The following is a 12811-nucleotide window of genomic DNA, read 5'->3' as shown; positions in this document are numbered from 1 at the left end:
AGGGACTACGGCAATTCGCGGCAGGCGTAGAACGCGCTCAGCACTTTGACCAGGTGTGCAAGGTCGTGACTGCCGCACAGTTCACGGATCGAGTGCATGGCGAACGTTGGCAGGCCGATGTCCACGGTGCGTACGCCCAAGTGGCTGGCGGTGATCGGGCCGATGGTCGAGCCGCAGCCCATGTCGCTGCGCACCACGAAGCTCTGCACCGGTACTTCTTCGGCCATGCACAAATGGCGGAAGAAGCCGGCGGTTTCGCTGTTGGTGGCGTAGCGCTGGTTGCTGTTGACCTTGATCACCGGGCCGGCGTTGAGTTTCGGGCCGTGGTTGGCGTCGTGCTTATCCGCATAGTTCGGGTGCACGCCGTGGGCATTGTCGGCCGAGACCAGCAGGGATTTCTGAATGGTCCGTACGAATTCGTCCCCTTCGGGCAACAGACGACGCAGAGTCTGCTCAAGCATTGGACCGTCGGCGCCACAAGCCGAGCTGGAACCGACTTCTTCGTGATCATTGCAGACCAGCACGCAGGTTTCGTCGGTTTCGGTTGTCAGCAAAGCTTGCAGGCCGGCGTAGCACGACAGCAGATTATCGAGGCGCGCACCCGCAATGAAATCGCCATGCAGGCCAATGACCGCAGCGCTTTGGGTGTCGTAGAAGCTCAGCTCGTAATCGAGCACCACGTCGGCATTCAGGCCATGTTCGCGGGCCAGTTGATCGGTGAGCACGGCGCGGAAGTCCACGCGTTCGTCACCGGCGAATTGCGCGAGGATCGGCGGCAGTTCGGTCTGGGCATTGATCGCCCAGCCCATGTTGGCTTCACGATTGAGGTGAATGGCCAGGTTCGGGATGGTGGCGATCGGAGCCTTGAAGTCGATCAACTGGCTCTCGACCTTGCCATCACGGCGGAACGTCACGCGGCCGGCCAGAGACAGGTCACGGTCGAACCACGGCGCCAACAATGCGCCGCCATAGACTTCGACGCCCAATTGCCAGAAGCCCTGGCGTTGCAACTCCGGCTGGGGTTTGACCCGCAGGCATGGGCTGTCGGTGTGCGCGCCGACCAGACGGATGCCGCCGTGCAGGGGTGAATGACGGCCCATTTTGAACGCGACGATCGAAGAGTCGTTACGGGTGACGTAGTAACGACCATTGGTTTCGGTGTTCCACGGCTCGCGCTCGTCGAGGCGCACAAAACCGGCCGCTTCCAGACGCTGAACAAGGCTGGCGGTGGCATGGAACGGGGTAGGGGAGGCCTTGAGGAAGTCGATCAGGCCTTGGTTCAACTCTTCGCGCATAAGAAGCTCCAGACAGCAGTGGCGCCAGTTTAACGTATTGGTCACAGAATTGGCGGTGGGCTGCTGCGGTGCTACGAGTTTACGTCTTCAATAGAACCCTGTGGGAGCGGGCTTGCCCGCGATGGCGGCGGGTCAGGCGACATCCATGCTGGCTGTGCCGACCTCATCGCGGACAAGCCCGCTCCCACAGTTTTATCGTATTGGCAGTCAAAACGGTGCCGGGCACTCGAAGCGCAGGCGTTCGCCCGTCTGGGGATGAGTGAAGCTGAGCATGCTCGCGTGCAGGCACAGACGTGGCCAGGCAGCGAGTGCTTGCTCATGGGCATAGAGCCCATCACCCAACAGCGGGTGACCGATGGAGAGCATGTGCACACGCAACTGGTGAGAACGGCCGGTGATCGGCGTCAGCTCGACACGGCACCAGTCGCCACAACGCTCCAGCACACGCCAGAATGTCAGGGCGTGCTTGCCGAACTCGTGGTCCACCACATGGCGTGGCTTGGTCGGCGGATCGTAGCGCAGGGGCAGGTCGATGCTGCCGCTGTCCAGTTCCGGTTGTCCCCAGCACAGGGCTGTGTAGGCTTTTTCGGTTTCTCGGTCGTGAAATTGCCGAGACAGCTCGCGATGAGTGTCCGGGTCACGAGCGAGCAGAATGATGCCGGAAGTTTCCCAGTCCAGCCGATGAACAATTCGTGCTTCCGGGTAGCCGTTTTCTTGCAGGCGCGTAATCAGGCAGTCCTTGTTGTCATCGGCCCGGCCAGGGACGGAGAGCAACAGGGTCGGTTTGTCCACCACCAGTACGGCGGTGTCCTGATAGATGATGCGGATGTTGGACAACGGCATTAAAACAGCCTCGTAACAAACGCCAACGGCGGCTCAGGCTCCGCATCCTGTAGGAGCGAAGCTTGCTCGCGAATGCGTCACCTCGGTCTATCAGATACACCGAGTTGCCTGTATTCGCGAGCAAACTTCGCTCCTACGGAGTGCGCAAGAGCCTGAGCCGCCGTGGCTCCCGCCGAATCGACTCAGCGATCTGGCAGGGTGATATTGAGTTCCAGGATCGAGCAACTGCCCTGGTTTTCCAGAGCGACGTGCACGTCATCGGACCCGATATTGACGTACTTGCGGATCACTTCCACCAGTTCCTTCTGCAAGGCTGGCAGGTAATCCGGCGTACTGCGCTGGCCGCGTTCATGCGCCACGATGATCTGTAGACGCTCTTTCGCTACCGACGCGGTACTGACCTTTTTACTGGCACGAAAGAAGTCAAAAAGGTTCATTACCTACCTCCAAAAAGTCGCTCGAAGAATCCCTTCTTCTCGACATCGAGGAAACGATGGTCCACGGTTTTACCCAACAGACGATCGACCGCATCGCTGTACGCCTGACCGGCGTCGCTCTGGTCGTCGAGAATCACCGGCACACCCTGGTTGGAGGCCTTGAGGACGGCTTGCGATTCCGGAATAACGCCCAGCAGGGTCACCGCCAGGATGTCCTTGACGTCTTCGACGCCGAGCATTTCGCCGTTGCTCACGCGTGTAGGGTTGTAGCGGGTCAGCAGCAGGTGTTCCTTGATCGGGTCTTCGCCGTTTTCGGCGCGACGGGATTTGCTGGCCAGCAGGCCCAACATGCGGTCCGAGTCACGTACGGAGGAGACTTCCGGGTTGGTCACTACAATCGCTTCGTCAGCGAAGTACATGGCCAGGTGGGCGCCTTTCTCGATACCCGCCGGAGAGTCGCAGACCACGAATTCGAAGTCTTCCTTGAGCTGCATCAGGACCTTTTCGACGCCTTCGACAGTCAGCGCGTCTTTATCGCGAGTCTGACTGGCGGCCAGTACGTAGAGGTTTTCCAGACGCTTGTCTTTGATCAGAGCCTGTTGCAGGTTGGCTTCGCCGTTTACCACGTTGACGAAGTCATACACCACGCGGCGCTCGCAACCCATGATCAGGTCGAGGTTACGCAAACCAACGTCGAAGTCGACGATTACTGTTTTGTGACCACGCAAAGCGAGGCCGGTACCGATAGCGGCGCTGGTGGTGGTCTTACCCACACCACCCTTGCCGGATGTAACCACGAGAATCTTGGCCAAGGTGTTTTACCCCTAAGGAAAAAGGACGTTTAGCCCCTGAAAAACATCTCTTGAAAAACTACTGCAGTCGGACAGCCTTGGCTGGAATCCGGTTCTGAGCGGCGTTTACCCCCGGTAAACACTGCTTTTAGCCTTTTTCCTACTTCGTTTGAGCCGTTTTCGCTACGTTTTAGAGATGCTTGGAAAATGCGGCAGTATCCGTTAAAGCCGAATGATGTTCAACACGTCGCCCGACAGGCTGACTTGTACGCCCGCGCCCCACAATGGATCACGACGCAGATCCTCGGAAACCTTGTAGTGGCCGGCAATGGAGACCAGTTCAGCGGTCATTTGCTGACAGAAAATCCTGGCTTTCGTGTCACCTTTGACGCCGGCCAAGATACGACCGCGCATCGCGCCGTATACATGGATGTTCCCATCGGCGAGAAGTTCCGCCCCCGGGCTGACCGACGAAATCACCACCAAATCGCAACCCTGGGCATAAATCTGCTGGCCACCGCGTACCGGCGAGGTAATGATTTTGGTCGGTTTGATGGTCGGTTCCGGTGGTTTTTCCGGTTTTTTCGCAACAGTGCCTTCGTTCGGGTCGAGCGGTCGCTCACGGGCGCCGGACGGCGGCAGCACCGGCAGATCGACCGCGATGGCGGCGGCAATGTCTTCGATGCGGCTGGCCCGGATCGCCAGGGTGCGCAGGCCATGCTGGCGGCAGATGCGCATCAGCCCTGGAAGATCGACCGAGCCTTCGCTGGCCGGAAGTTTGTCCAGGGCCAGTACCAGCGGCGCGTTGCTGAAAAAGTTGGGCGCCTGGGCGACCTTGGCGGCCAGTTGTCGATCAAGGTTCTCAAGGTCGTTACGGGCCAGTTCCAGCACCGTAATGGCGAGCATGCTGCCCTTTAACTGGAACACGGGATCTTGGTCTAGCGGTTCGGTTTGGCTCATGGTCGGCATACAACGGCTTGTCACTAAAAGTGCCGAGACTTATAACGAGAACGCCCGCAGGCCGCAAGCCGGGTCGAACGATGTAGAATGCGCGGCCACTGTCTTGACGGAACCTTTAATGGATCGCCCGCGTTTTCGAACAGCATTTCTTTCTCCACGTTTCTGGCCGCTGTGGTGTGGCTTGGGGCTGTTGTGGCTGATTGTGCAGCTGCCGTATCCGGCGCTGCTGTCGATCGGTCGCGCCCTGGGCACATTGATGTATCGGGTGGCCGGCGACCGACGGCGCATCGCCAAGCGCAATCTTGAGCTGTGTTTCCCGGAAAAGTCCGCTGCCGAGCGCAAGCGCCTGCTCAAGGAAAACTTCGCCTCCACCGGCATCGCCTTCCTGGAGATGGCCATGAGCTGGTGGTGGTCGCGCAAGCGTCTGGCGAAACTGGCCCATGTCGAAGGCCTGGAGCATTTGAAGCAGGCCCAACGCGATGGCAAGGGTGTGATTCTGATGGCCGTGCATTTCACCACGCTGGAGATCGGCGCGGCGCTGCTCGGTCAGCAACACACCATCGATGGCATGTACCGCGAACACAAGAATCCGCTGTTCGACTACATCCAGCGTCTTGGCCGCGAGCGGCATAACCTCGACTCGCTGGCGGTGGAGCGCGACGACGTGCGCGGCATGCTCAAACTGCTGCGGGCAGGCAGGGCGATCTGGTACGCGCCGGATCAGGACTACGGCGCCAAGCAAAGTATCTTTGTGCCGCTGTTCGGGGTTCAGGCGGCGACCGTCACCGCCACCAGCAAATTCGCACGGCTGGGCAAAGCGCTGGTAGTGCCGTTCACCCAGGAACGCCTGGCTGACGGCAGTGGTTATCGGTTGATGATCCATGCGCCGCTCGAGGGTTTTCCTGGCGAGACGGAAGAGGCTGACTGCATTCGCATCAATCAGTGGGTCGAGAGCGCGTTGCGCGAGTGTCCGGAGCAATACCTCTGGGCACATCGCCGCTTCAAGACCCGTCCACCGGGCGAACCGAAGCTGTACGCCAAACGCGGTTGAGTCACCGATCCCTTTAAGCACCATGGAGTGTTGCGATGAGTTCTGCTGAACCGGTTACAGGGTTGATACTTTCCGGCGGCGGGGCTCGGGCGGCTTATCAGGTGGGCGTGCTGGCGGCGATTGCCGAGCTGCTGCCGGTGGGGGCGGCGAATCCGTTTCCGGTCATCGTCGGCACCTCGGCCGGCGCGATCAACGCGGTCAGCCTGGCCAGTGGGGCAATGGACTTTCGCGGCGCGATTCAGCGCCTGACCGCTTTCTGGCAGGGTTTCCGCAGTCATCTGGTATTGCGCAGCGACTGGCCGGGGGTGATCCATCAAGCCACCCGGTTTGTCAGTCACAGTTTGCTGGGGATTGGCGCTCAGGTGCCAGTGGCCCTGCTCAACAGCTCGCCGCTGCGCGGTTTGCTCAACGACAAACTGCACATGTCCGGGATTGCCGAGGCCATCGCGCAAAAGCAATTGAAGGCGGTAGCGGTCACGGCGTTTGGCTATGAGTCCGGCCAGGCCGTCACGTTTTATCAGGGCGGCGGCACCATCGAGTCCTGGTTGCGTCATCGGCGAATCGGCGTGCCGACCCAATTGAGCGTCGAACATTTGCTGGCCAGTTCGGCGATTCCGTTGCTGTTTGCGCCGGTGAAAATCGGCGAAGAATATTTCGGCGATGGCGCGGTACGCCAATCGGCACCGATCAGCCCGGCCCTGCACCTGGGTGCCAGCCGCGTGCTGGTGGTGGGCGTCAGCGGCAACCCGCGCGCGGTCGACCCGCAACAGCCGCTGCAACGTGCCTACACCGGTCAGCAGCCGACCCTGGCACAAATCGGCGGGCACATGCTCAACAGTACGTTCATTGACAGCCTGGAAAGTGACATCGAGTTGCTGCAGCGTCTGAACCAGTTCAGCCATCTGCTGCCCGACGGCACGCCGAGTCGTGCATTGGGAGCAGCGCCGGTGGAGGTGCTGGTGATTTCGCCGAGTCAGCCGATCGATGAAATTGCAGCGCGGCATCGCCAGGAATTACCGGCGGCCTTGCGTCTGTTTTTGCGCGGGCCAGGGGCGACCAAGACCAGCGGGGCGGGGGTGCTGAGTTATCTGTTGTTCGAGGCGGGGTATTGCAGCGAGTTGATCGATCTGGGGCGGCGCGATGCGTTGGCCAAGCGCGATGAGTTGTGCCGGTTTCTGGGGTTGGTGGAGCCTGCGGTTTCGGCTTGAGATTTGTGGTGCAGCCATCGCGGGCAAGCCTCGCTCCCACAGGTTTTGTATCGTTCGCCGATGATGTGAACGACACAAAATCTGTGGGAGCGTGGCTTGCCCGCGAAGCTTTTACGATTAGAAGTGGAACTTCACCAGGAAGCTCGTGTTGCTCTGATCGGTCTTGAAGTACTGGCTGTCCTTGATCCCGTACTTGTCTGACCAGTAGTCGTACTCGACGCCGACGTACAACTGCTTCTCGCCTATGTTCAGGGCTTTACCCAAGTCGTATTTGATCTGTGGGTTGAAGTGCAGGTTGGCGTGGTAGGTGCCTTTGCTGTTCTTGTCGTTGTCGACCACCCAGTCCATGAAACCATCGATCAGGATGTTCGAATCGCCCACTGGAATGGTGTAGGACCAGACCGGCGTGATCTGCCAGACGTTGTCACCCGGGCGGCTGCCTTCGGTATGACGCTGGTAGAAGTTCAGCTGGAAGTAGTCGAACCCGGGAATCGCCAAATCGAAGCCCGGACCGATCAGGTAAGACTCGGTATCGCCTTCACCGAACTCGTACGTCATGGCCAGCAGCACGTCTTTGACCGGGCCGAATTCGATCTTCTGGTCGAGGACCTTGCCCAGCGAAATACGCGGCTGGAACTCCCCGTAATAGGTGTTTGGGCCGGCGTTGAAGTCTTTTTCGCCGTTGTAGAAGATCTTGTCGAGGAAGAAGAAGTTATCCCCGTATTTCCAGGCATCGGCGTGCTCGAAGGTGACGGTTTGCTGAATGCGCGGGTTGACCTGGAAGTCCTTGCCATAAAGGTAGGTCAGGCTGTTGTTCTGCCATTGCAGCAAGTCGCCGGCCATTGCCTGGCCTCCGGCCAGCAAGGATCCCGCGAGCATCAGGCTGGTGCACGTACGTTTCATTCGGTTGCTCCCAAAAAGTAGGTGGTTCCACGTTATTTTTCTAAGGTCGGTGCTCTGGTGTGGCGCCTTTTGTTGCTGCTGTAAAAAATCATCCATTCGGTCAGCTTTGATGCTGTTAGCAAGAGCTGAGCCAAGGCTTTCAAAAAGCCAAAAAACGCCCGTTCGGCTGTTCGAAAACAGTCGATTGAGCGTCATTTTGGGGTGCCTTGGTACGGTCCAGAGCCGGGGTAAGTTGGCTTTCTGGTCAGGAATTAAATTCGCGCTTTTTTTTAGACCGAACTCGAGCGGGCGCGGAGAATACTGACTCCCGCGCCATGGCTCAAGTGCTCCGCAACAGAGCGTCGGGGACAGGTTTGGGGCACGGTTGTCGGCGGTCAGCCTGGCGTCGTTGAACGACAGGCTTGTCGGGGTACGAATCATCTGTTGCTCCCTCTTGTTTTTATTGTTTGAGGCGCAGGCAGCTGCCACTGTGGGGGCGAGCAGGCTCGCTCCCACAGGGTTTTGTGTTTTTAGTGTGTCAGTGCGGGTGGGCGTGGCAGCATCAGGCAACCTGTGGCGAGGGAGCTTGCTCCCGCTGGGTCGCGAAGCGGCCCCACGATGGGACTGCTGCGCAGTCCAGCGGGAGCAAGCTCCCTCGCCACAAAAGCCCGCTTGTCACAGGCTTTTGTGTTGCTTATTGGGTTTGGGCTCCCTGAACAATCCACGCACCGATCAAGTCACGTTCCTGTTGGGTCATCTGGGTGATGTTGCCCAGTGGCATGATCTGGCTGGCAACAGCCTGTGCCTGGATGCGCGGGGCCTGGAGCTTGATCTGTTCGGGCGTATCGAACATCACGCCGGCCGGTGCCGCGCTGAACAGCGGGCTGGTGGGTTTGGCCGAATGGCAGACCGTGCAGCGCTCCTGGATCACGTTGTGCACCTTGTCAAAGTCCGGGCCGGCATTTGACGCTTGAGCGGGTGCCGTTTCAGGGGCCGCCGCCGGTGCAGCTTCAGCCGGTTTCTTGCCACCCCCGAGGGCGGTTTCCGGCAGCGGCTGGTACTCGATGGTCCCAGGCGCCTTGGCCACTTCAGGTGCGCTGGACATCGGCGCCGGCCCGGTCACGTAGGCCAGGCAGATCATGCCGACCGCCGCAACGGGCAAGGTCCAGGCAAACTTGTGGCTGTCGTGGCGGGTGTTGAAGTAGTGACGCACCAACACCGCCAACACCGCGATCCCGGCCAGGATCAGCCAGTTGTATTGGCTGCCGTAGGTGCTCGGGAAGTGGTTGCTGATCATGATGAACAGCACCGGCAAGGTGAAGTAGTTGTTGTGACGCGAACGCAGCAAGCCTTTGGCCGGCAGCGCTGGATCGGGCGTGCGGTTCTCGGCGATCGCCGCCACCAGTGCGCGCTGCGCCGGCATGATGATACGGAACACGTTGCCGACCATGATGGTGCCGATGATCGCGCCGACATGCAGGTACGCACCACGACCGCTGAATACTTTGCTGAAACCGTAAGCGGCGCCAATGATCAGCACGAACAGGATAAAGCCGAGCAGGGCAGGGCGTTTGCCCAGGGCCGAGTCGCAGAGGAAGGAGTAGACGAACCAGCCGATGAACAGCGAACCGATGCCAAGTAGAACACCTTCAGGTCCGGTCAGGCTGCTGCCCGGCGCGAGCAAGTACAGCGTCGGGTTGGAGTAGAACACCACGCAGAGCAGCGCGACCCCCGACAGCCAGGTGAAGTAGGCTTCCCATTTGAACCAATGCAGGTTGTCCGGCATGGTCGGTGGAGCCAGTTTGTATTTTTCCAGGTGATAGATACCGCCGCCGTGGATCGCCCACAAATCGCCCGCCAGCCCGTTTTTCGGATTGACCCGATTGAGGTTGTTTTCCAGCCAGACGAAATAGAACGATGCGCCGATCCAGGCCACGCCAGTAATCATGTGAACCCAGCGCACGCTCAGGTTCAGCCATTCCAACAGATGTGCTTCCACAGTCTTTACCTCTCGCCTGTCACTCTGTCGTCGAGTGATCAGACCTTCTCTTATTGGTGGGGGGCGAGGATCAAACGCTCATCCTCTTTGAAAAAATGCTCATCGCAGTTATTGCCTGTGCCACTGCGATCAACCACCAGGAAGTCATCCCGCTTTTCGATCGTCAGCACCGGATGGTGCCAAACGCCGCGATGGTAATTAATGCCCTGCCTGCCGTTGGTGACGAAGGCGCGGACCAAGCCTGATACAGGTTCATCGCCAAGTGGCGCGACCACGATCAGAAAGGGGTTGCCGAGCAGCGGAATGAAAGCCTGGCTGCCCAGCGGGTGACGCTCCAGCATGCAGACGGTCAGCGGCATGTCCTGCGCGTCGGCGCGGAAGATGCTGATGATCGCCTTGTCCTCTGGCGTGGCGGTTTCCACCGTCGCCAGTTTATGAAAGCGCATGGTCGAACCGTTGTTGATCATGAAGTGATCGCTGCCGTCGGTTTCGATCACGTCACCGAAAGGGGCGAAGGCTTCTTTGGTCAGCGGTTCAATCGTTAGTGTGCGCATGCTGGTCTTCTTTTCCGAATTCTGTGTTGTTTGTTCTATCGCCATCGCGGGCAAGCCCGCTCCCACAGGTTTTGTGAGCGCCACAACTCCTTGTGGGAGCGGGCTTGCCCGCGATTGGGGCGACGCTTATTTTGCGACCTTGCCCAAAACGCGCAGGCGGCTCACACCCCCATCCGGGAACACGTTCAGGCGGATGTGAGTGATCGGGCCCAGCGCCTTGATCTGCTCGGCGAAGGTGTGTTCGGCGTGCATTTCCAGCTTCTGGCTTGGCAGCAGTTCGCGCCAGAACAGCGATTGGGTTTCGATCTGGCTGTCGGTGCCGCCCTTCACGAATGCACCCTGGATCGAACAGGTGTCCGGGTAGTTACCCTTGAAGTGCAGGGTGTCGACGATGACTTTCTCGATCTCGCCGGCATGACCCAGCGCGACGATTACCCAGTCATTGCCCGGCGTACGACGACGCGCGGTTTCCCAGCCGTCGCCCATGTTGATGCCACGGCCCGGGTTGAGGATGTTGCTCATGCGGCCGAAGTGTTCATCGGAGCAGGCCAGTGCACGGCCACCGTTCAGGGCTGCTGCCAGATCGATCTGCTCGTTGTCGCCCACAGCGGACCAGTCGCGGAACGGAACACCGTAAACACGCAGACGGGCCACGCCGCCATCCGGGTAGATGTTGAAGCGCAGGTGGCTGAAGGCCTGGTCGTTGTTGATTTCGTGGTAGTGGTGGCTGTTGCCTTGCAACTCGACGGCCGACAGCACTTCAGTCCACTGAGTGTTTTCGTCCGGCTCGCCCGAGGCCAGGAAGCAGGCTTCCAGGGAGGCCGATGGCGGGAAGTTGCCGGTGAAGAATGAAGTGTCGATGTCCACGCCTTTGATCGAGCCCGGTACGCCCAGGCGGATCACCGCGCTGTCGTAGCCTTCGAAGCGCTTGCGGCGCGACTCCCAGCCATCCATCCACTTGCCGTTGTCATCGAACACGCCCTCCTTCCACACGGCCGGGGTCGGTTGGAACAGACGGTTGGCGTCTGCGAACCAGTCATCGGTGACCGAGATGATTTTGGTGCCCAGTCGGGCGTCGGCCAGGTTGACGAACTTCTCGAAAGGTACGGCGTAAGCTTTCATTCTTCTTGTCTGCCTTTAATAAGTTGGCTTGGGATGCTTGCAGGGCCCTGGGCGATGTTTACGTTCATTTACGCTCGGGCCAAGCTTGCTAAAGAGTCAGTAATCGGAACAACGCGATCTTGTTGATCTCCGCCAGCGCGCATTTGAATTCGGTGTCGACCGAGTTGTGAATGCGCGTTTCGAACGCTGCGAGGATCTGATGCCGGTTGCTGCCTTTTACCGCCATGATGAAGGGAAACTTGAACTTGGCTTTGTAGGCGTCGTTCAGCTCGGTGAAGCGAGAAAACTCTTCGGCCGTGCATTGGTGAATACCCGCGCCAGACTGTTCTTCAGTGCTGGCTGCGGTAAGCTGGCCCTGGACGGCGGCTTTGCCGGCCAGGTCCGGGTGAGCGACGACCAGCTCAAGCTGGCTTGTGTGATCGGCGCTCAACAGGATGTCGCTCATGCGCTGGTGCAGGGTTTCGATCTCGTCGATCGAAGCGTCCTGGCCCAGATCGAAGGCCTTTTCGGCCACCCATGGCGAATGTTCGTAGATGTCGGCGAAGGCAGCGACAAACGCGTCGCGACTCAGGGACGATGGTTTCAGGGTTTGGAAGCGGCTCATTTTTCGGCCCCTTGATACGGGTGGGTTTGGTGCCAGTGGCGAGCGATGTCGACGCGACGGCTGAACCACACCTGTTCATGACTTTTAGCGTATTCGATAAAGCGTTTGAGCGAGGCCAGACGCGCCGGACGGCCGATCAGCCGGCAGTGCAGGCCGATCGACAACATCTTCGGTGCTTCGGCGCCTTCGGCATACAGCACATCGAACGCGTCTTTCAGGTATTCAAAGAAATCGTCGCCCTTGTTGAAGCCCTGGACCTGGGTGAAGCGCATGTCGTTGGTGTCCAGGGTGTACGGAATCACCAGATGCGCCTTGCCGGTCGGGTTGTTCGGTTCCCAGTAGGGCAGGTCGTCGTCGTAGGTGTCGCAGTCGTAGAGGAAACCGCCTTCTTCCATCACCAGCCGACGGGTGTTCGGGCCGGTGCGGCCGGTGTACCAACCCAGTGGGCGCTCGCCGGTGATTTCGGTGAGGACGCGGATCGCTTCGAGCATGTGCTCGCGTTCCTGCGCTTCGTCCATGTACTGGTAGTCGATCCAGCGGTAGCCGTGGCTGCAGATCTCGTGGCCGGCCTCGACCATCGCGCGGATCACGTCCGGGTGGCGCTGGGCGGCCATGGCCACGGCGAAGATGGTCAGCGGAATGTCGAATTCCTTGAACAGTTTCAGAACCCGCCAGACGCCGGCACGGCTGCCATACTCGTAAAGGGATTCCATGCTCATGTTGCGCTCGCCTTGCAGCGGCTGCGCCGAGACCATCTCCGAGAGGAAAGCTTCGGACTCTTTATCGCCGTGCAGGATATTGCGCTCGCCACCTTCCTCGTAATTGAGCACGAAGGACAGCGCGATGCGGGCATTGCCCGGCCAGTGTGGGTGAGGAGGGTTACTGCCGTAACCGATCAGGTCGCGTGGATAGTCAGCGCTCACTGCAGTCTTCCTTCTTGTTCGTGTCGACTTATTCAAAGTCAGGGTGTGTGTGGCGGCCTGGCGATGAGAGGGCAGGCTGGCGTCACAGCGATGGAGTGATTGTATACAACTTTATATTCACTTTGTAAGCCTGATTTTTTGC

At 59.5% G+C, this 12811-nt stretch carries 13 protein-coding genes; 2 read left to right on the top strand and 11 right to left on the bottom strand.

Translation table 11 applies throughout. The features are described from left to right. Window positions 1-5: 5 nt before the first annotated feature. From AB3226_RS05560 to minC, 5 genes are all read right to left on the bottom strand, one after another. Window positions 6-1295, bottom strand: coding sequence for a M18 family aminopeptidase (locus tag AB3226_RS05560; RefSeq protein WP_367372324.1), 1290 nt, complete (start codon window positions 1293-1295; stop codon window positions 6-8). 207 nt (window positions 1296-1502) lie between these two features. Continuing rightward, window positions 1503-2138 carry an RluA family pseudouridine synthase gene (locus AB3226_RS05555; protein WP_367372323.1) on the bottom strand — a complete coding sequence of 212 codons (636 nt, stop codon included), beginning with the start codon at window positions 2136-2138 and terminating at the stop codon, window positions 1503-1505. Between the two features lie 182 nt (window positions 2139-2320). Then, complete coding sequence (minE, locus tag AB3226_RS05550) at window positions 2321-2575, bottom strand: cell division topological specificity factor MinE (RefSeq protein WP_007898843.1); 255 nt, start codon at window positions 2573-2575, stop codon at window positions 2321-2323. Then, window positions 2575-3387, bottom strand: coding sequence for a septum site-determining protein MinD (gene minD / locus AB3226_RS05545; RefSeq protein ID WP_038979761.1), 813 nt, complete (start codon window positions 3385-3387; stop codon window positions 2575-2577). Before minD ends, minE begins: the two co-directional genes overlap by 1 nt. 201 nt (window positions 3388-3588) lie before the next feature. Next, window positions 3589-4326, bottom strand: a complete 738-nt coding sequence (minC, locus tag AB3226_RS05540; RefSeq protein WP_367372322.1) for a septum site-determining protein MinC — start codon at window positions 4324-4326, stop codon at window positions 3589-3591. Window positions 4327-4444: 118 nt separating this feature from the next. Between minC and AB3226_RS05535 the strand changes: the two genes are divergently transcribed. Together AB3226_RS05535 and AB3226_RS05530 are read left to right on the top strand one after the other, a co-directional pair. After that, window positions 4445-5377 carry a lipid A biosynthesis lauroyl acyltransferase gene (locus tag AB3226_RS05535; RefSeq protein ID WP_367372321.1) on the top strand — a complete coding sequence of 311 codons (933 nt, stop codon included), beginning with the start codon at window positions 4445-4447 and terminating at the stop codon, window positions 5375-5377. A 35-nt stretch (window positions 5378-5412) separates the two neighbouring features. Then, a complete protein-coding gene (locus tag AB3226_RS05530; RefSeq protein WP_367372320.1) occupies window positions 5413-6585 on the top strand; it encodes a patatin-like phospholipase family protein in 1173 nt (390 codons plus the stop codon). A 117-nt stretch (window positions 6586-6702) separates the two neighbouring features. On the opposite strand, the gene AB3226_RS05525 is transcribed toward AB3226_RS05530, so the two are convergent. The 6 genes from AB3226_RS05525 to puuE all read right to left on the bottom strand — a co-directional run bounded on the left by AB3226_RS05525 (window position 6703) and on the right by puuE (window position 12669). After that, window positions 6703-7488 carry an outer membrane protein OmpK gene (locus tag AB3226_RS05525; protein WP_367372319.1) on the bottom strand — a complete coding sequence of 262 codons (786 nt, stop codon included), beginning with the start codon at window positions 7486-7488 and terminating at the stop codon, window positions 6703-6705. Between the two features lie 673 nt (window positions 7489-8161). Beyond that, a complete protein-coding gene (locus AB3226_RS05520) occupies window positions 8162-9466 on the bottom strand; it encodes a urate hydroxylase PuuD (protein ID WP_367372318.1) in 1305 nt (434 codons plus the stop codon). A gap of 50 nt (window positions 9467-9516) precedes the next feature. Next, window positions 9517-10020, bottom strand: coding sequence for an ureidoglycolate lyase (locus AB3226_RS05515; protein ID WP_007898831.1), 504 nt, complete (start codon window positions 10018-10020; stop codon window positions 9517-9519). Between the two features lie 126 nt (window positions 10021-10146). After that, entirely contained in the window at window positions 10147-11142 is a 996-nt protein-coding gene (alc, locus tag AB3226_RS05510) for an allantoicase (protein ID WP_367372317.1), read from the bottom strand. An 88-nt stretch (window positions 11143-11230) separates the two neighbouring features. After that, complete coding sequence (gene uraD / locus AB3226_RS05505) at window positions 11231-11746, bottom strand: 2-oxo-4-hydroxy-4-carboxy-5-ureidoimidazoline decarboxylase (protein ID WP_367372316.1); 516 nt, start codon at window positions 11744-11746, stop codon at window positions 11231-11233. Next, window positions 11743-12669: an allantoinase PuuE gene (gene puuE, locus AB3226_RS05500; RefSeq protein WP_367372315.1), complete on the bottom strand. Its 927-nt coding sequence runs from the start codon at window positions 12667-12669 to the stop codon at window positions 11743-11745. Before puuE ends, uraD begins: the two co-directional genes overlap by 4 nt. Between the last annotated feature and the right edge of the window lie 142 nt (window positions 12670-12811).

It is taken from the genome of Pseudomonas lini, from assembly GCF_964063345.1.
GTDB classification, from domain to species: Bacteria; Pseudomonadota; Gammaproteobacteria; order Pseudomonadales; family Pseudomonadaceae; genus Aquipseudomonas; species Aquipseudomonas lini_B.
This window is presented reverse-complemented; position numbering and strand designations above follow the sequence as displayed.